The following is an 18,815-nucleotide window of genomic DNA, read 5'->3' as shown; positions in this document are numbered from 1 at the left end:
AGCACGCCGGCATCCTGATAGACGCATCCAAGGGAAGGGCCTCCTTTGACATGAGTGAGTTTCACGAAAAGTCAGCTGCGCCATTGACATATGGTTCCCCCGGCATTGATCGAGGTCTGCCGTACGAAGCCCATCATCCTGCCCGCAATGCGAACCAAGACACGGGAGCTGCCCAGAGTGGGATCATGGCCACGACCCGGGCCGGTCAAGTTGGATATCGACGTGAAATTGACGGCCTGAGGGCGATCGCAGTCGTTCTGGTGATCCTCTACCATTCAGGGCTTCGCGTCGCGGGCCTTGACCCCTTTGCGGGCGGTTTTATTGGCGTTGATGTCTTTTTTGTTATTAGCGGCTATCTGATTGGCTCGATTGTACAGCGGGAAGTCATGGATGGGACTTTCTCGTTCGCCAACTTTTACGAGCGTCGCGCGAGACGGATCCTACCTGCGCTGTATACCGTCTTAGCAGTAACGATCCCCTTCGCTTGGCTATATATGCTGCCGAGTGCCTTTAGAGACTATTCGGCTAGCCTTTTGGCAACCGTGTTTTCAGCCTCCAATCTATATTTCTGGCATGTCGCGAGCTATGACGCAGCCGACAATCTTTTTCGTCCACTAATTCACACCTGGAGCTTGGGGGTCGAAGAACAGTTCTACGTGATCTTCCCTTGCTTTCTTCTACTGGTGTGGAAATTTTCTCGGAAATTTTTAACAGCCATCCTGTGCATTGGGCTCGTCGTTTCGTTCATTCTTGCGGAGTGGATGACGCGGCATTTCCCGGACGCATCTTTTTTTCTACTGCCACCCCGAATCTGGGAACTAGGGTTGGGGGTGTTTCTGGCAAGACGTGAATTGACTGGCGGCCGGCTTGTGTCGATGCGCTCTTCGCGAGTCGCGCCTGCGGTCGGTTTGGCGCTCCTGATCTGCGCGGTGCCGCTGATGCGGCCGCAGTGGCACCACCCGGGACTTGTGACGCTGATCCCGGTTGCAGGAACGGCATTGCTTATCTGGTATACAGGACACGGCGATCCCATTACACGAGCGCTTTCCTCCCAACCGTTTGTATTTGTCGGTCTGATATCATATTCCCTCTATCTTTGGCATCAGCCGATATTTGCTTTCGGCAGAATGAGCGCAACCGATTCTGTCGGTGGTATGATGGTATTTTTTTGGATTTTGATGTCAATTATACTTGCCATTGCGACTTACCGCTTCGTTGAGATTCCGACCCGTAGCAGAAAGCGAACCAGCAAGCACGTTATATGGCTGATTGCCTCACTGGGGGCCGTGTTACTCAGCGGCGGCGGATACTACTGGTATGTCCAAAATGGCATGCCAAGCCGTTTTGCGGACGGCCTGGCCCCGATTGCCGCTGCATCTGATATTCGCGAGGCTCAGATCTTTCAGAACGGGAAGAGCTGTCTCAACTTTGCGCCTGAACAGGGCCCTTGTACCTTTCATGGCTCGAATCCCGAGGGCTATGCTCTTGTTAGTTTAGGTGACTCTCACGCTCGCACTCTGCTTGGTCCGATGCGAGACAGCCTCGATGACTACCGAGATATCGCCTCGTTCACACCGCTCAATCGAGGCGGCTGCGTATTTCTCCTCGGTCTGCAAAGGGTTGACGTGGACCAACCGGGTTGTCCAGGCGACTACAATGACAAGAGGCTCGACTACGTAGGCAGGCTGAAGCGACCGATAGCCGTGCTCTTGTGGCGTCTCCCCATTCTTGTGGAGCAGAGCCGTTACAACAATGGCGAGGGGGGAATCGAGCCGGGCGACGATCACCCGCATTTGGCCAAGCTGGGTGAAACCGGGCCCGCCGATCCGGCTGCAGTCGCCACGGCCATTTCCCGCACCATAAACACACTTCTGGAGCGCGGGGTGAAAGTTGTCTTAGTCTATCCTGTCCCGGAGATGGGTTGGAACGTCCCGCAGGTGCTTCTCATGCGGGCCAGACGCCAGAACGATCCTGCAGCTTATATGCAGGCGGACCCGATTTCGGTTTCCTACGGGGATTTCCGCCGGCGAACGCAACGGACATACGCATTATACGATAATGTCGGATCCGATCCAAATCTCGTGCGTGTGTATCCGGAGAAGGCCTTCTGCGATCAACAGCGCTGTTTCGCCAATCGAGGCTCTCAGATTTTTTATCGGGACGATAACCATCTCAGCGAGACCGGCGCGTCCAAGCTCAACGTTTTGATCATGGACGCCATCAAAGCACGGTGGGGAAATGACCGATGACAGGCGAAGGAAGAGCCGTGGACTTTTTCGACCGGGAAGTCTTATGCGACGTCCCAGCACGGAAGCGACAAGGCTTCCCCTTGCAGTAGAGCTCGACGCTATGCCTTGCGGTGGTATATTTCGAAATACGGGTCCAAAGAGCTGGAAATTCTTTCATCCATGTAAGCGATCTCGTCTCTGTTGAAATAGTCGACATAACCGCCAATTTTACCCCGGCGCACCTTAAAACTGTCGGGATTCGACTGGTCCGTCGGGCGCATTCTTTCGTGGCCGAAAGCGTCTGCCATTTCGATCTTTCGCAAATTCTCGAAAGAGCCAAAGGTTGTCGCCTCATCGAGGATCATCTCCGGCACGCCCTGAATGCCCAGAAAATCTAGCGCCGTGCGAAGCGCCGATTTTGGAGCTTGGCGCATATGTTCGTAGGACAGCATTTGAAATGCCTTCACCTTATCGCGGTTGTGCGCCCAAGCGTTGTAGAACGCTATGATGGAATCAATGCTGCCGACATCCTGGGCAAGAAACTCACTGATCGTTCCGTCAAACACCTTCATTCGGTGCGTTGCGTCGAAATAATATGAAACAAGCACGTCTCTCGGATCCCGAACCAGAAATAGGATCTTTTTTCCTGAATATTTTGACTTATCGGCCTGGATTTCGCTGGGACGCTTAAGGTTTGGGCTGTCGTCGTGAGAAAAGCCAATGCAGGGGATGTTCGACGAGATCTTCCAGAAATGCTGGATTTCCATCGGATTCTGCAGGTTAAGGCCGTAGTGTTTGTCGATGACGCGGCCAACCATGGTGCGCAGCCACGTTCTACCGCATTTCGGGTATGAAAGCACAAAGGAGTCTCGCGACCAAAAGATCATCTGGCGGCGCAGCGCTCCCAGGGGACCGGAGTAGCGTATTTTCTTTGGAACGACGGCTTCGCCAAGGAAAAAGGTAGCGTCGCGAAGATTGTTCTTCAACTGTCCGAGCATAGAAAGCTTCCTCTGCTAGCGTGAGTTTGGCGCATTGGCGGCGTCAACAATGAAGTGCCCGAAGAACGGGACCGCCGGACCGAAACTCAAGCGACCATTTTAATCTCCGCCATTGTAAGCCATTGCGTCGGTGCAGCGAGACCTAGCTAGCTGGCTGGCCCGGACTGATGGGAGTACCTCTTTGGATTAACGCGGCAAAGTCCGCTTGCAGTTCCGATAGCCCCCCATGCACAAAAGCATGTGTTGCTTAGAAAGCGGGTAAAGCGCCCCATAGCAGCGATAAGATCGTAGCCTCGAATCCGAACGATTGCAGGCCAACCTGTTCTTGATTGAGCAAGGGACTGGCAGGCACGGATTTGTGCCTGCGAGTTCAAACAGCCGCATCTCTTGACGCGCTCTCTTGGGTCGCGGCGGCTAAGCTTTGTCGAGGTCTAGAATGAGCCAGTCAGATCAGCCGTTTGAGGCAATCAGTCCACTGGGAGGCCAATCCCTTTTGCTGGCCACTGCGATCGCTCTCGGCCGTCTCGTCAGCAAACCGCGGACGATTGTTCATGTGCTGTCTTACTTGCGCCGGCGGGTGACCGGGCGCGCCAAGGCCGTTGGCAAGAACCTTCATCTCTACATCATCGATCTGGCCCTGGCGCTGGCGGCACTGTCGTTTGCTTCATTCATGCGATTGGGCCTTGATGGAGAATTCACCGGTCCGGAAAGCCACGCTTCGTTGCTCTTCGCACTCCCTTGCTTCCTGCTTACATGCGCCGTGGTCTTCCCGGTGACTTGCCTCTACACCCGCAACTGGCGATATGCTTCTGTCGGCGACATGCTCGGTATCGTTCGCGCGGCATTCGTCACATCGCTGGCCTTCGTGTTCCTGATGTTTGTGGCTACACGGCTCGATTCGATCCCGCGCTCGGTGATAGTGATCCAGTTTCTGTTGCTCGTGCCGCTGCTTATTTCAGTTCGCATCCGCTCCAAGCTCGTTGAGCTAAGCCGCTTTGGTCCGACTGCGAACAGAGCGAGAAACGGACGCGACGTGGTCCCTGTGCTGCTGATCGGTGCAGGCGATGCGGCCGATCTTTATATTCGCGCGCTGCAGCGGGATCCGAATGCACGCCATTGGCCGGTCGGCGTGCTCGATAATGGCGCAACGACAGAGGGCTATTTCCTGCGTGGCGTGCCGGTTCTGGGCAGCATCGAAGACTTCGACATGGTCATCGGCGATCTGGAAGGTCGCGGCATCAAGCCCCGCCACGTGATTTTCACCGAAAGGGTGCCTGGCCTCGTCGACCCGATGCTTGAAGCGCTGATCGACCGGGCCGACCGTCTGGGCATCGCTGTCTCTCGCCCCGCCCCGGTCCTGGAACTGCGCAATCCTAAATATCAGAGTCGCTTCGACTTGCGCCCCATCGAACTTACCGACCTTCTGGAGAGGCCGCAGGCGGTTCTTGATAAAGATGCGTTGTCCCGAATGATCGAAAACAGGCGCATCGTCGTCACCGGCGCCGGAGGCTCGATCGGCGGAGAGCTCACGCAGCAGATTGCCGCGCTCGGCCCCACCGAAGTGGTCCTGATCGATAACAGCGAGTACAATCTGTACGCCATCGATCTGGAATTGGCGGAGAAATTCCCGAATGTGCGCCGGAAGCCATATATCTGCGACGTACGCGACCCTGTTCGCCTGGGCGAGATTTTCCGACGCCATCGCGTCGACCTGGTCTTCCACGCGGCGGCGCTCAAACATGTGCCGATGGTCGAGTTGAATCCCTGTGAGGGCATTCTTACCAACGTCATCGGTACTATGAACGTGGCAGAAGCGACCCGCCTTTGCGGCGCCAAGGCAATGGTCCAGATATCCACCGACAAGGTTGTGAACACGACCAGTGTCATGGGCGCTACCAAGCGCCTAGCGGAACTCTACTGCCAGTCCCTGGACCTCGCCTTTACCGCCGGCGATACCCCCGTCCGCTTCATGACCGTTCGTTTCGGCAATGTTCTGGGTTCGAGCGGGTCGCTGATCCCGCTATTCAAGCGCCAACTCGCCCACGGCGGTCCACTGACCGTGACCGACATGGAGATGAAGCGCTTCTTCATGACAATACGCGAGGCGGTTGAACTGACCTTGCAGGCATCGGCCCATGGTCTGGAGAAAAAACTCGGACAGGGCGAAATCTTCGTTCTCGACATGGGTGCGCCAATCAAGATCATCGACATGGCGCGCCGCATGATCAAGCTCGCGGGATTTCGGCCGGATGAGGACATCAAGATCAAGATTGTCGGCTGCCGGCCGGGGGAAAAGCTGTTCGAGGAACTCTTCGACGAAAGCGAAAGACGTGTCGACGTTCCGATTTCCGGAGTCTTGGGCGCCGTGCCCAACGCGATGCCGCTTGACACGCTTCGCAAGGGATTTTCGCAATTGCGTCGCTTGGCGAGGGCCGGCGACACTGAGGGAGTGTTAAATCTTGTTGCGGATATGCTTCCCAGTTACCGCAGAGACGAAGCCAAGCCTGCGGCGGCGGTGACGGCGCCCTTCGTGCCTCATGTGATCCTCGGTTCAGCCAAGGCAAGCACGCGTCCACACGAGGCGGCCGCTTGAGGCCCAGCGGGAGCGCTGCCGTGCTAAGGCATATTGCCTCGGCTCTGTTTGTCGCGCTGTCGTGCGGCACTGCACTGGCCGGGGCGCCTCAATCTCAGCCGACAGTGGCCGAGGCACGGGAGGCGATCGAGGCTGCCGGGGCCTATTTCCGCGATCATCTCGGTGTAGCGGGAACTTATGTATGGAAATATTCCCTCGACGGCCAAAAGAGGGTGGGCGAAGGCGGTACCGTGCCCGCGAGCGTTGGCTGGGTGCAGCCGCCTGGTACGCCGGCTGTCGGCGCTGCGTTCCTGCGCATTTTCGAGGTTACCGGCGACAAGCAATGGCTTCAGTCTGCCCAGGTCGTGGCAACCGCTCTGGTCAAGACTCAGCTGGAATCCGGCGGATGGTTTTACAAGATCGAGACCGACCCGCAAAAGGCGGCGACATGGTGCTACCGCGCACTGAAGGTAGGCGGGAATATCTGTCGCGATATCAAGGACAATCCGCAACGCAACGAGACTGTCCTCGATGACAACAACACACAGAGCGTGCTGAATTTTCTGGTGTGGTTCGACCTGGCGAGCGGCGGTTCGGATCCGGACGTCCGTTCCTGCATCGACAGGGCGCTTCATCGATTGATGCGGGTGCAATACCCGAATGGGGCCTTCCCGGTCTTCTTCAAGGGAGCCGCGCCTGGGGCGGATGTAAAGGCTGCGGCCAAGGCGAGTATTCCGGCCAGTTGGTCTCACGAGTGGCAGAAGCCTGATCGTCCGCCCTATTTCATCGTCAATGACAATCTTCCCCGCGATATGGGTCGTCTCTTTCTCAACGCCTACCGCACATATCACGATCCCGCATATCTCAAGACGGCGGAGAAGGTCGGTGATTTTCTCCTTGCAGCCCAGTTGCCCGCGCCACAACAGGGCTGGGCTCAGGGTTACGATCGTTCCATGCAGCCGGTTTGGGGACGCAGGTTTGAGCCGCCAGCGGTCGTCTCGCGCGAAACCGCCGGCAATATCGATTACCTGATCGAGTTGAACGAGCAAAACAGGGATGCGCGGTTGCTGCACGCGGCGACGACTGCAGCCACCTGGCTACAGGCGGCGCGCCTGTCCGACGGCAGTTGGGCACGTTTTTACGAACTCAACACCAACCGGCCGCTTTACATCGATGAGGGCGGCCAAGTGACGTTCGACGACATGGACCTCCTGAAACACTACGGCATGAAAACCGGTGCAGAGATCGAGCCGGTGTTCGCTCGGCTCGAGAGTGCAACGCGGGGGCAGAGAGTTTCACGTCAACGACTGTGGATCAGTGCCGCGGATGAGTTGAGTACTGGCGAACTGAATTCAAAGGTGCGTCAGCTCGTCGACAGTCAGGATACCCAGGGACGCTGGGTTGAGGGCCGGTTTATCGAGGGAGAAGACTTCGTCGAGGGCGTGTTCGCCCTCGCTCGTTTCATCTCCGCGCAAGCATCAGAGCCGGCGAAATAGCTTCTATATATCGCTCGCTCTTGCCATGGGGAGACTCTGACCAGATCTTCCGGGTGCGCCGATTTTAGCCTTTGTAGAAGCTGGAAAGCTCGGCTGGTGGGCCCCTTAGATCGGCCTGCGTAGGAAAGGCCGCGAACGACCGTACTTGGAGCGAGTACCGCGAAGAAAGCGCGTGACCGTTCTTGAAGCTGGGCCGTCGCGCAAAATCGCAACACTGGGCGCCATTCCAAGCAGCAGAGGCACGAGAAAGAAACGACTGTAAAGATGCGGTAGCGCATTGGCCAGCGCCGCGAAGAGGAGAACTGTCGTCGCCGTGCAAATGGCGGATACCTTGCCTTCACGACTCCGAGCGGCAAGGATGGCGATGGTGATGCCTGCCACGAGCAGGAGCAGAAAACCGATGAATCCGGGCAGCCCTGCCTCGACCCATATGAGGAGGTAGGTGTTGTGGACCGGGGCGTGCAATTCGCTGACCTGCCGATACTGGTCGGCACCGATACCAAGCAGTGAATTATTGTCCGCTTTGCCAATGGCCTCATGGATGAGCCGCATACGGTCTGCAAACGTGCCAGCCTCATCGAGGTCACCATTCTGCAGCGCATTCAGCACGCGGTGTTGGAAGACCTCGGGCAAGAAGTCGCGGCCCCAGGTAACGGCAATGAAGAATGCGGCGAGCGAGGTCACCGCTAAAGAAATGATGCGGCGCCACGAGCCCGTCGCGACTACGAAGATGGTGACCGCAAAGACAAGGCCGATCAGGCCGGTATTGGATCCTGTCAAAATAATGCCATAGCCAAAAAGCGGCAGTCCGACCCAAAGCCAGCGAGGCCTTATGCAGCCTGACGCCACCAGCCACAACATTAGCGGGACAGAGAGCGCTATCAGCGTTGCGCATTCATTCTCGCGTTCCACCCAACCCTGAAAACGACCATTGCCGCTGACAAAGACGGTGCCGCGTTGCTTGAGGATGTCGATTATCACTATCCCCTGCAGACACATCACGGCGATCGAGCAAAGAAATGATTTCATCAAGAGAACGATTTCGGCCCAGGGCCTCGACACGATCATGAAGGCCAGGAGAAAGTAGGCGTACAGATATTGCGCCGAGATGATGAAGCCTCGCTGCGGATCTCCGTGGATCAGACTGCTTAGCAGCAGCATCCCGCATAGTAGGGCGATGCCGATGTTCCATAGAAACGTCCCCGCGCCCAAGGGAGAGATCGAAAAGGATTTCCCGAGTATGGCTGCGAATACGGCCGCGAGAGCGAAGCCGTCGCTGATGGTAAAATAGAATGCATCAAACCGAAGAATATTGAAGGGCGTGAGAAAGACGGACGCCACGGCGAACCAGAGCCCGAGTCTCCCGGCTACCTCTGGCAACGATGTGGCGGCCGGTTTGGGGCCGGGCCTTGTCCAATAATGGCGAGGAGCCCTGGCGTAGTTCATCCTCACTCCTGAATCTGCTTGAGAGTCCTTTTCGCCAGCCCTCATTGGGCCTGCAGTTCAGCCTATCTGCCAAGATAGGGCCCGGGCCGGTTACGCTATCCTTTTGGATGATGTCGCCTTTGCGGCTAAGCCTCTTGAGCGCGATTGCGGCCGCGCAACCATGTTAAAACTGTCGTCGCGGTAAGTCGCGAATTCGATGTTGGGTAGCCTCCAGGTCCGATGTGGCAGGGCCGGCTTGGACCAGTCGAAGACAAACAAAAAGGGGCGGGATCTGTGAGCTTGATAGACGACAACAGCGTGTGGAGCCGTCTGGAACCATTTCTTCAAGAGCCGATCGAGCCGTCGAAGGAACGCACTTTCGGCCCGCGCGAGCTCTACACGCTTTTCCGAAGGCGCCTCCCCTTGATCCTTGCGGTCGTGACTACCGGCACCGCTCTCGCGCTCATCACGGCCGTGGAACTTCCCAAGACGTACACCGCTCGCTCGATGATCGTTGTCGAATCCGACGATCCCAATCCTCTCGACACCGCACAAGCGCAGCCTAATCAACAGCCCGACAAGTCGCGAATGGACACCGAGGCGGATCTGATCACCTCTCGTGTCTTTGCCAGCCTGGTCGTCGACAGACTGGACCTCATCAAGGACCCGGACTTCAACACCTATCTGAAACCAGCCGCGAGCCGAGCTTCCCCTTCGGATTCGGGCCCTGGACTGCTGTCACAGGCCGTCGGCTTGATCGTCTCGATACCGCGAGCGCTATGGAGCCTTGTCGCCGGCGCCGACCCGCAGGATCCCGCGTCGCTGCCATCGAAGGGGGTTCAGCAAGATCGGGCGATTTCATCGTATCTGTCGAGCGTTTCGGTTGACCGGTCCGGAGAGAGCTCGGCGATGACGATCTCCTTTTTCAATGACGACGCGTCGAGGGCGGCCCTGATAGCCAATGCGACGGCCAAACTGTTCGTGGAATGGTCCCGGGACAACAAGCGGCAGGACATCAAGGACGCCGTTAGCTTTCTGAGGCAGCAATCGACGGAGCTTGCGTCACGGATAGCCGCCATAGAAGGCCAGATCGCCCAGTATGCGCGAGAACACGGCGTATCCAGCGATCCACGCGATGATCTGCTGCGCGCCTCGATCCAGCAAAGCAACGAGCAGCTCAGCACCGCTAGAGGTGAATACACGCAAGCGCAGGCGCGCCTCGCCCAGGTCAGGCTGGCGGCCAAGACCGGCGACGCGGGCGCCAACGTCGATCCCCTGCTCTCATCGGACTTCCTGACGTCCCTGCGCAACGACGAAGCGACGGCGATGAGGGATCGCGCGCAACTGGCCAGCAACTACGGGCGCAATCATCCCTTGGTCCAGGAGGCGGATGCAAAAGTAGCGGCCGTCCGCGCGATGATCTCTCAGGAGATGCTGCGTACGATCGCAATCTTGGAAAACGACGTCCGCGTCAACGAAGGCAGGGTCAACCAACTCGCGAAGACTTTGGAGGAGTCCAACGAGCAACTACGGCAAAGGAGCCTGGCGGAAGCGAAGCTTCGGGAACTGAACAACCAATTGTCGACCGAGCAGAAGCTCTACGACCTCGTATCAGGCAGGCTTGGCAGCCTCGATCCGTTTTCCGAGGCGGTCGAGCCCGGCGTGCGGACGGTTTCCGCTGCCGAGATTCCGACGAGCCCTTCCTTTCCCAAACTTCGTTTGATGACGGCAGGCGGTTTCGCCGCGTCGCTGATCCTAGCCCTGATCCTTGTGCTGACGCTTGAAAGCATGGATGTGAGAATACGCGAGTCACAACGGGTATCGAAGCTTATCCGTGCGCCACTGCTGGCGTCGATTCCGCAACTGCCCAAGAAATTCCTGCAACGCGCCACGCCTCCTCTTGAAACCTTGTTGTCGCAACCACGGTCGGCCTTCTCCGATGCCTTCCGGTCGCTGTACATGGCCTGCACCCGGATGAACGGTGGCCGGAGCAAACAGGTGATCCTGGTCAGTTCAGGACTACCACAGGAAGGCAAGACAACGACGGCCATGGGCCTCGCCGTGGCAGCTGGAATGGACGGCGCCCTGACAGCGCTGATTGATCTGGATTTGCGAACCCGCAGCATCCATAGCGCCATGCAGTTTGGGCCCGCCGACAAGACACTCAACGACTACTTACATGGTGGTTGCACCCTGGCAGAGATCGTTCAGACGCTTCCTGAAGTTCCGCGACTGGATGTGCTGGCGCCATCTGCCGACGACCAGACCTTGCCTGAATTCCTCAATTCCAGCCAATTCGCGAAATTGCTGGAGGCGTTCCGGCTCGAATACGACGTGGTGATCATCGACGCGCCGCCTGTGCTCGTCGTCGAAGACGCAATCAGGATTGCCGCCTCGGTGGATACCGTCGTGGTCGTGGCCGCGTGGGACAACACCACGCAAGAGGCTCTCTCCCAGGTTGTCGAGCGCCTGCGGTTCGCCGGCGGTCCATCGATCGGCTGGGTGTTCAACCGCGTCGACCCCTTCCGACAGGCCCGTGGTGCCCTGCGGAAAGCCTATTTGAAACGGCAGCAGATTCGTCGTTATTTTCCTGCTTGACCGCCATCGGCCGCGCGGCCGATCAGGCGCGGCCGACTATATCCCCATCGCCTCGAGCAGGGTTTGGTTCACCTTGTGAACATCGAACCGGTCTTCCGCGAGCTTTCTTGAGTTGGCGCCCATCTTTGCGGCGAGTTCCTCATCCTCGAGAAAAGCCCGCTGCGCCGAGGCGAGAGCTTCCACGTCTCGCGGCTCGACCCGGAAACCGTTCTCGCCCTCGATCACCGTTTCTTGACAGCCAGGGGCGTTGGTCGTGACTATCGGCCGACCGGTCGACAAGGCTTCCAGCGCGCTGCGGGGAATGCCCTCCCTGTAATAGGACGGCAACACGAACACGGTGGACGCGGTCAAATAGGGACCGACGTCGTGTGTTTCGCCGAGATATTCAACGGCGCCTTCCTTGGTCCACTGGTCCATTTCGGCTTTCGAGATGGAGAGGGGACTGGGATCGAAGGGCCCGAGAATCTGAAAGCGTGCAGCGCGGTACTTGGTCTTCAGGATACGCGCGGCGGCAGCAAACTCGGCAATTCCCTTTTCGCGAAGCAAGCGAGCGATCAGAAGGAAGACGGGAGGCCCTGAAGGTGGGGGGCTTGCGGCAAACAGTGTCAGGTCCACTCCTGAACCCGGGATCATGATCACCGGCGTCGTCGCAGAAACCATCCCATGGCGCCGGATGTCGGAAGCGTCGGCGTCATTGTAAGCGAAAACTGCTTCGCAGCCGACCAGAGCCGAGCGGTAGAGACCAATACTCAACCGGCGCAAAATGGTTGCGCGCAGTCCCGTCATGCTGCCGCTGAATATGAAGCCGAAGCCTGTAAAGAGCGCAAACCGGCGCGGTACACGGGCAAGGCGGGCAGCCAATCCACCATAGATGATCGGCTTCATCGTATACGCCAGGACGATTTCGGGCGCCAAGCCGCGGATGAGCTTGTAAAGCGCCTTGAGCGTTCGCAAATCGGCCAGCGGACTGGTACCCGTCCTGGCCATCGGAATCTGTCGGAAGGTCACGCCAATTGCCTTGAGACCGGCGATCGCCCGCTCATCTTCATCGGGGGCGAGCGCAATGACATCATGCCCCGCAGCGACCATGGCCTTCAACAATTCGAGACGAAAGTTGACAAGCGAACGCGTCAGGCTCGCAATGACGACGATGCGCTTGCGGCGCATCGCATAGTCCACAGGGGCGCGAGGAGAATCTCGACCATTCATGTGCACAGCAACCACCAGCCGCTCCTATCGGATATGGCGACGACGCCCTAGAGCTGCTTCGTAGAGTTCCAGGTGCCTGCCGACGTAAAGGGAAAGCGAGAAGTTCTCCATGACGCGACGACGCGCTTGTTGACCCAAGGCGCGGCGCTCGGCCGGTTCAAGGCTGACAAGCCTGATCAATCCGGCGGCCAGAGCTTCACTATCTCCCGGTGGAACGACCACGCCGCTGTCGCCGACCAGCCAGCCGGAGTCGCCGACCGCGGTAACCACCGCCGGCACGCCGCTGGCCATCGCCTCGCCTACGGCAAGGGAAAATGCCTCGCCCCAAGCCGAGCAAAGCGCGTAGACGTCGAAGCCCGGCATGAGGTCGGCGATGTCAGCGCGGATGCCCGGCGTGGTAATGCGGTCGTCTATGCCGAGCTCACGGGCGGTGCGCCGCACCGGGCCGTCGGCATGTCCCTCCCCGATAAATATGCCCTGAACGTCGTATCCCTGTTCCAGGAGCCGGCTGATGGCGCGGACCAGGCTAACCTGGTCCTTCATGGGATGGAAGCGTGCCACATGGCCGATCATCAGCCGTCCGGGCGGCAAGCCGAACAGGCGGCGCAGCTTCGCACCGGCGTCGGCCGAGGGGGAAAATTGATCGCAATCCGTCCCGTTCGGGATAACCACCCTCCGGCGCGGATCAAAGCCCAGGCGCTCGTGATCATCGGCGGCGACGCGCGAGCAATATGAGATCGCGCTGGTGCGCCTCGACAGGCGGGCCGAGAGCCGTATCAATTGGCGCGTCAATGGTTTCTCGTCGGCGAGATCTCGAACCGTGTGATGGATGCTCCAGATGACCGGCGAGAAATTGAGCCCTAGCATCGAGCCGAGCGTTGCCGCGACGTTGCCGTGATACATCCATCCGTGAAGAAGATCAGGGGCCGCCCGTCTTATCGACCGCGTCAGCCGAACGACATCGCGCGGTCGCGGCCGTTCCGTCATGTCGAGCGAAACGAGCCCCGATCTTGTATATTCTACGTTTGCAGCCACCGGACCGGGTGAAAGCAGGGACAGAACTGAAGTCGAGAAGCGATTTTGGTCGACCTGGCCAAGAAAACGGGCAAGCATGACCTGAGCGCCGCCGACGTCGAGACTGGTAATGGTGTGAAGAACACTTGTGTGCACGCAAGCTTCCCAGCTGTCTGCAACGCTCCGCCCTGAGGAAGCATTCAATCGTCCGACAGTATCCAGCCGCACCATACGTTGGTTGCAGTCGACATCCAGTTAGCCAAATTAGGTGGGAACCAGACCGAAGGTTGTCACCGCTCCACCAAAGGTATGACTCATTGTCCTCGCGCAGGTGTCGCTAGGGTCTTTGCAGGAAAATTCTATGGTGGGCTTCCATGGCATCTTATTGCAATGCGGCGCGGAGCAGGCGATCGACAGGCGCGTGGACCAGTACATTCCTTGCGAAAGCACTGGGATCCGCCAGTATTGCGATCCTTGCGGTTGCAGCGATTCTGATTTCCCAGCTTGATGCCTGGGCCGCGGCGGACGATGACTACAAGGTTTCGGTCGGCGATGTGGTGTCGTTTGACTTCATCGACGACGCGCTTCCCGCCGAACAACTCACGGTCGCCAGCGATGGCGCGATCAACATTCCGCTGATCGGCAGCTTTGAAGTCGGCGGCCTGACGGTGCCCGACGCCTTGAGTCGTATCCGTAAGGCATTCATCGAGCGTGAACTCTTCAATGACCCGCATATAGCTCTTGCGGTGGTGAGCTTCCGCCCGATCTTCGTCCTTGGGGATGTAAAGGCGCCGGGCTCGTTTCCTTACCAGCCGGCACTGAACGTGGAGCAGGCGGTGGCGCTTGCGGGCGGCCAGTCGACCGGGGGAGCCACGGCGGAGGATCGCGTCGTAACACGCGCCCGGTTGCGCGGAGCTCTTGATGAAAGCGTGGTGGAGATCGCCAAGGAGGCGGTCGCCGCTGCGCGCATCAAGGCCCAATTGGCAAACAGCGACAAGATCTCGGAACTGGATCTGCCTGCCAAGATCAAGGGCCTCATGAACGCCAACCTGCTCGCGACGCTGCTTCCTACCGAGCAGCGCATCCTTGAAGCAGATCAACATGCGCTGACGACACGTCGCAAGCAGCTCTCGGCGGGGATCGAAGAAGTGAATGTTGCCCTCGCCAATGTTCAACAGCTTTCGGACATACAAAAGACAGTGATCGCTTCGGCACAGGCGGATCTCGATCGCATCAGGGGCCTTAACAAGAAAGGTCTCGTCACAATCACAGACCTCTCGAACGCCGAGCGCGAAGCGACCACGCAGCAATCCCATCTGCTTGAAATCTACAATCAGGCATCAACGGTGCGCCGCGAATTGAGCCAGTTGCAGCGCGACCTGGATGACGCCACCCAGACCTGGACACACACGGCGTTGACGGATCTCCAGGCCCACAACTCTGAAATCGAGCGCCTGATCGCGGTTCGAGAATCGACCGAGGAACAGATCCTGCTGTTGAGCTCGCTGGCCGCGGAGCAGACACGCAGCAACAACTCCATCACGTTCACCTACCAGATCCGCCGCAAGGTAAATGGCCAGACCGCCACAAAGGTGGCGACCCTCGACGATCCGGTTGCGGCCGGAGATACGATCCTTGTGTCAATAAACCGCCTGGATAGCGCCCAGGACACGACAAGCCGTTCAGCCACTGCCTTGGCGACGACCTCTTCCGTCCAGGTCGGACCGTCGCAATGATCGGCCTCAGCACCCCAACAGCACGTTCCGGCGGCTGGACTGCGCGCGTTCCGCTTGGCCGGGCCATACCAAGCCGTATCGCAGCGGTGATCCTTTTGGTTCTCAGCCTGCCGCTATGGCTCGTGGCTGCTGCCATTGTCTGGGTTAGTGTCGGCCGTCCATTGTTTTTCCGCCAGTCTCGCAGCGGGCTGGAAGGTCGCCCGTTCGTGATCTGCAAGTTTCGTACGATGCACGAAGGGCGAGACGGAAATGGCATGCTGCTCCCCGACGCCTTGCGTGAGACGCCGGCCACGCGGCTGATGCGCTCCGTCCGCATCGATGAGCTGCCGCAGCTTCTCTCGATCGCCAGGGGGGACATGGCCTTCATGGGGCCCCGTCCGTTGCTCCCGGCCACCATCGCCGAATTCGGCGAGCTGGGGCGTATTCGCGGCACGGTCCGCCCCGGCCTGTCCGGATGGGCACAGGTGAACGGCAATACCCGCCTCACCAACAGCGAAAAGCTAGCGCTCGACCTCTGGTATGTGCGCAACCGCAGCCTGTGGCTCGATCTGCACATACTGGTTCTGACTGTCCAAGTGGCACTGTTGGGCGAACGTGTCGACCGCCGCCATGTCGACCATGCTTTGAAGGCTATGCCCGCCGGGACGGTCCGGCCATGAACCCAGCACTCGGTCGACTTCTGGTGATCGCACCGCATCCTGATGATGAGGTCTTGGGGTGTGGCGGCACGATAGCCCGGATGGCTGCGCAAGGCGCAGAAGTTCATGTCGCAGTGGTTACGCGAGGCAGCCCGCCCGCCTTCACAGAGGAGATGACGGAACGGGTTCGCAGCGAGGCCAAGGCGGCGCATGCCTGTTTGGGCGTGCAACAGACGCATTGGCTTGATCTGCCGGCTGCGCAGATCGCCGAGACGCCGCACGCGACGCTCAACAGGGCGCTGCTGACCCTGTTGCGGGATGTCGTGCCGGATACGTTGCTCATCCCTTTCGTCGGTGATGTGCACATGGACCACCAGCTGATCTTCCTGTCATCGCTGGTAGCGGCTCGCCCGACCCAATCTCAATATCCGCGGACGATCATGGCTTACGAGACCGTCTCCGAAACGAACTGGAATGCCCCCTATGTGACGCCGAGCTTCGTGCCGAACGTCTTCATAGACATCGCATCGACGCTGGACCGCAAACTCGAAGCTGCGTCGATGTTCGCCTCACAGATCAGAGATTTCCCGCATGAGCGTTCGATCGAAACCTTGCGGGCGCTTGCGATCGTCAGGGGCACCGCCGCCCATCTGAGGGCGGCCGAGGCCTTTGTCCTTCTGCGAAACGTCATTTGAATCCTAGCTGGAGTATTCTGCGATGAAACGCTGGCCAATCTACGACGAAGAACAAATAACCGATGTGGTAGAGGTTTTGCGATCCGGCCAGGTGAACGCCTGGACCGGCGACCATGTGAAGACCTTCGAACGCGCCTATGCGCGCAGCCTCGGCCGACGTCACGCGGTGGCGCTGGCCAACGGCTCGCTCGCGCTGGATCTTGCGATGAAGATTCTCCACATCGGCGCCGGTGACGAGGTGATCGTCACGCCCCGCAGTTTCGTCGCCTCCGCCGCCTGCGTCATGTTTGCCGGCGCCACGCCCGTTTTCGCGGATGTCGACCCGAGTTCGGGCAACCTTTCCGCCGAGACGATTGCGCCGAAGATAACGGCTCGAACAAAGGCAGTGATCGTCGTGCATATTGCCGGCTGGCCGTGCGACATGGCGCCGATCATGGAACTCGCAAAGCGCAGCGGCATAAAAGTCATCGAAGATTGCGCCCAGGCGCATGGAGCCGAATACAACGGACGACCGATTGGCTCCTTCGGCGACATAGCGGCGTTCTCGTTCTGCCAGGACAAGATCATCACGACGGGCGGCGAAGGTGGGCTTGTCGCAATGGACGACAAGAAATTGTGGCTCGCTGCCTGGAGCCTCAAGGACCACGGCAAGAACTACGATCTGGTCTTTGCCCCCCATAGGGCGACAGGGTTTCGCTGGCTGCATGACAGCATCGGCACCAACTGGCGCATGACATCAATCCAGGCAGTGCTTGGCTTGCGGCAGCTCGAGCGCCTACCCGACTGGACTCGCCAACGCGAGCGAAATGCCAGCATCTGGATGAGGACGCTTGCTGAATTGCCGATGCTGCACGCGCCCCAGCTCGGTTCGGAGCATAAGCATGCCTGGTACCGATGCTATTTCTATATCAAGCCCGAGATGCTGTCCCCCGGATGGTCGCGCGACGAGTTGATTGCGGCTATCAATGCGGCCGGCGTCCCATGCTTCTCGGGAAGCTGCTCTGAGATCTATCTTGAACATGCCTTCGCGGACGCCGGGGTAGCGCCGCCCGAACGTCTGCCGATCGCACGGCAGCTCGGTGAAACGAGTATGGCTTTTCTGGTCGACCCGTCCTGGACGACCGAGGAGACCATGGCTGCCGCGTCGACGGCGCGGTCAATCCTTGTTACGGCTTCGCGCCAGCTCGAGGCAGCATGACAAAGGAACGCGCGATCAGGAAGGATGAAACCGTTCCAGCGTCTTCTCTGGCAGAGCTGCAGATAGTGACGTCGTCAGCAGCGCGGAACCTCACCCTTGCCCCTACAGAGCGTGGTTTGCTCGGATTCGAACTGCCAGCCGCGGCTCGATTTTATCAGCAGATGATGCTCATCCGGCTCGTGGAGGAGCGCTTGCTCGATCTTTTTTCCCAAGGTCTCCTGTTCGGCACGACGCACACGTCCATTGGACAGGAAGCCAATGCGGTTGGCGTGATAAACGCTCTTGACCGGGACCGCGACATTGTCTGGAGCAACCACCGCTGCCACGGTCATTTCATTGCCTATTCGGGCGAAGTCGAGGGCCTGATAGCCGAGATCATGGGGCGTGTAACCGGCATTTGCGGCGGACGCGGCGGCAGCCAGCACCTGTGCTTCCGCAACTTCCACTCCAATGGCATCCAAGGAGGCATCGCACCCGTCGCGGTTGGTAGTGCGCTGGCGCGAAAGGACGAAGGCGCCGTCGCAGTGGTCTTTCTCGGCGACGGCACGATGGGCGAGGGAGCCGTATACGAGAGCCTTAACCTTGCGTCTGTTTTCGCCGCCCCGGTGGTCTTTGTGATCGAGGACAACGAGATCGCCCAGACGACGCCCAAGCATCTGACCGTCTCCGGTTCGATCGTCGCCAGGGCCGAGCCGTTCGGCGTCCGCACATTCGCCTATGACGGCAACGATCCGGTCGCGATATATGAGCTCGCCCAAGAAGCCGTAGGCTATGTACGCGCCGAATCCCGCCCTTGCTGGCTCTACTTGCGAACCGAACGGATCGGCCCCCACAGCAAGGGAGATGATACGAGGCCGGCGGAGCGTCTTGAGCAAGCTCGAGCCAGAGATCCCATACCCCCGATGCGCCGGCGCGTTGCGAACGCCGATGAGATCGACGCCTACTGCCTGAATGTCGTGGACAGCGCGGTCGAATCCGCCGCCGCGGCCGCCTTGGCGCGGGGCTGAT

The 18,815-nt window shown here is 59.1% G+C and carries 13 protein-coding genes; 9 read left to right on the top strand and 4 right to left on the bottom strand.

Annotation, left to right across the window (positions count from 1 at the left end):
• Positions 1-50: 50 nt before the first annotated feature.
• Positions 51-2,249 carry an acyltransferase family protein gene (locus FJ986_RS03665; protein WP_140673430.1) on the top strand — a complete coding sequence of 733 codons (2,199 nt, stop codon included), beginning with the start codon at positions 51-53 and terminating at the stop codon, positions 2,247-2,249.
• A gap of 98 nt (positions 2,250-2,347) precedes the next feature.
• Here the strand turns inward: FJ986_RS03665 and FJ986_RS03660 are convergent, their stop codons facing one another.
• Positions 2,348-3,226: a sulfotransferase domain-containing protein gene (locus FJ986_RS03660; protein WP_140633010.1), complete on the bottom strand. Its 879-nt coding sequence runs from the start codon at positions 3,224-3,226 to the stop codon at positions 2,348-2,350.
• 436 nt (positions 3,227-3,662) lie between these two features.
• On the opposite strand from FJ986_RS03660, the gene FJ986_RS03655 reads away from it, so the two are divergent.
• Together FJ986_RS03655 and FJ986_RS03650 are read left to right on the top strand one after the other, a co-directional pair.
• Positions 3,663-5,819 carry a nucleoside-diphosphate sugar epimerase/dehydratase gene (locus tag FJ986_RS03655; protein ID WP_140498437.1) on the top strand — a complete coding sequence of 719 codons (2,157 nt, stop codon included), beginning with the start codon at positions 3,663-3,665 and terminating at the stop codon, positions 5,817-5,819.
• Between the two features lie 20 nt (positions 5,820-5,839).
• Positions 5,840-7,294, top strand: a complete 1,455-nt coding sequence (locus tag FJ986_RS03650; protein WP_140673428.1) for a hypothetical protein — start codon at positions 5,840-5,842, stop codon at positions 7,292-7,294.
• Positions 7,295-7,399: 105 nt separating this feature from the next.
• Here the strand turns inward: FJ986_RS03650 and FJ986_RS03645 are convergent, their stop codons facing one another.
• On the bottom strand, positions 7,400-8,740 hold the full coding sequence (locus tag FJ986_RS03645) for an O-antigen ligase family protein (RefSeq protein WP_181167351.1): 1,341 nt from the start codon (positions 8,738-8,740) through the stop codon (positions 7,400-7,402).
• A 279-nt stretch (positions 8,741-9,019) separates the two neighbouring features.
• Here FJ986_RS03645 and FJ986_RS03640 point away from each other — a divergent pair, with 279 nt between their 5' ends.
• Entirely contained in the window at positions 9,020-11,317 is a 2,298-nt protein-coding gene (locus FJ986_RS03640; protein WP_181169651.1) for a polysaccharide biosynthesis tyrosine autokinase, read from the top strand.
• Between the two features lie 36 nt (positions 11,318-11,353).
• Here the strand turns inward: FJ986_RS03640 and FJ986_RS03635 are convergent, their stop codons facing one another.
• Positions 11,354-12,484, bottom strand: coding sequence for a glycosyltransferase family 4 protein (locus tag FJ986_RS03635; RefSeq protein WP_140673424.1), 1,131 nt, complete (start codon positions 12,482-12,484; stop codon positions 11,354-11,356).
• Between the two features lie 66 nt (positions 12,485-12,550).
• Entirely contained in the window at positions 12,551-13,771 is a 1,221-nt protein-coding gene (locus tag FJ986_RS03630) for a glycosyltransferase (protein WP_140498442.1), read from the bottom strand.
• Between the two features lie 143 nt (positions 13,772-13,914).
• On the opposite strand from FJ986_RS03630, the gene FJ986_RS03625 reads away from it, so the two are divergent.
• The 5 genes from FJ986_RS03625 to FJ986_RS03605 are packed head-to-tail and all read left to right on the top strand — an operon-like array spanning position 13,915 to position 18,814.
• Positions 13,915-15,276 (top strand): polysaccharide biosynthesis/export family protein, encoded by a 1,362-nt coding sequence (locus tag FJ986_RS03625; RefSeq protein ID WP_140513511.1) that lies wholly within the window; start codon positions 13,915-13,917, stop codon positions 15,274-15,276.
• Complete coding sequence (locus tag FJ986_RS03620) at positions 15,273-15,935, top strand: sugar transferase (RefSeq protein ID WP_140513509.1); 663 nt, start codon at positions 15,273-15,275, stop codon at positions 15,933-15,935. Before FJ986_RS03625 ends, FJ986_RS03620 begins: the two co-directional genes overlap by 4 nt.
• Positions 15,932-16,609, top strand: a complete 678-nt coding sequence (locus FJ986_RS03615; RefSeq protein WP_140498445.1) for a PIG-L deacetylase family protein — start codon at positions 15,932-15,934, stop codon at positions 16,607-16,609. Before FJ986_RS03620 ends, FJ986_RS03615 begins: the two co-directional genes overlap by 4 nt.
• A gap of 22 nt (positions 16,610-16,631) precedes the next feature.
• The gene (locus FJ986_RS03610) at positions 16,632-17,807 is read left to right on the top strand and encodes a DegT/DnrJ/EryC1/StrS aminotransferase family protein (protein ID WP_140513507.1); all 1,176 of its coding nucleotides are present in this window, start codon (positions 16,632-16,634) and stop codon (positions 17,805-17,807) included.
• A complete protein-coding gene (locus FJ986_RS03605; protein WP_140561286.1) occupies positions 17,804-18,814 on the top strand; it encodes a thiamine pyrophosphate-dependent dehydrogenase E1 component subunit alpha in 1,011 nt (336 codons plus the stop codon). The genes FJ986_RS03610 and FJ986_RS03605 overlap by 4 nt, the downstream gene beginning before the upstream one ends.
• The last annotated feature ends 1 nt before the right edge of the window (position 18,815 follow it).

The sequence above is a fragment of the Mesorhizobium sp. B1-1-1 genome (genome assembly GCF_006442955.1).
Classification (GTDB): domain Bacteria; phylum Pseudomonadota; class Alphaproteobacteria; order Rhizobiales; family Rhizobiaceae; genus Mesorhizobium.
The sequence above is the reverse complement of the archived record's forward strand: the minus strand, read 5'-3'. Positions and strand labels throughout refer to the sequence as shown.

What these genes read in the sequence shown, in the direction of transcription:
- FJ986_RS03620 (WP_140513509.1), top strand. Translation starts at nt 15,273, where the DNA reads ATGATCGGCCTCAGCACCCCAACAGCACGTTCCGGCGGCTGGACTGCG.
- FJ986_RS03615 (WP_140498445.1), top strand. Translation starts at nt 15,932, where the DNA reads ATGAACCCAGCACTCGGTCGACTTCTGGTGATCGCACCGCATCCTGAT.
- FJ986_RS03645 (WP_181167351.1), bottom strand. Translation starts at nt 8,740, where the DNA reads ATGAACTACGCCAGGGCTCCTCGCCATTATTGGACAAGGCCCGGCCCC.
- FJ986_RS03635 (WP_140673424.1), bottom strand. Translation starts at nt 12,484, where the DNA reads ATGCGCCGCAAGCGCATCGTCGTCATTGCGAGCCTGACGCGTTCGCTT.
- FJ986_RS03630 (WP_140498442.1), bottom strand. Translation starts at nt 13,771, where the DNA reads ATGGTGCGGCTGGATACTGTCGGACGATTGAATGCTTCCTCAGGGCGG.
- FJ986_RS03605 (WP_140561286.1), top strand. Translation starts at nt 17,804, where the DNA reads ATGACAAAGGAACGCGCGATCAGGAAGGATGAAACCGTTCCAGCGTCT.
- FJ986_RS03665 (WP_140673430.1), top strand. Translation starts at nt 51, where the DNA reads ATGAGTGAGTTTCACGAAAAGTCAGCTGCGCCATTGACATATGGTTCC.
- FJ986_RS03655 (WP_140498437.1), top strand. Translation starts at nt 3,663, where the DNA reads ATGAGCCAGTCAGATCAGCCGTTTGAGGCAATCAGTCCACTGGGAGGC.
- FJ986_RS03610 (WP_140513507.1), top strand. Translation starts at nt 16,632, where the DNA reads ATGAAACGCTGGCCAATCTACGACGAAGAACAAATAACCGATGTGGTA.
- FJ986_RS03625 (WP_140513511.1), top strand. Translation starts at nt 13,915, where the DNA reads ATGGCATCTTATTGCAATGCGGCGCGGAGCAGGCGATCGACAGGCGCG.
- FJ986_RS03660 (WP_140633010.1), bottom strand. Translation starts at nt 3,226, where the DNA reads ATGCTCGGACAGTTGAAGAACAATCTTCGCGACGCTACCTTTTTCCTT.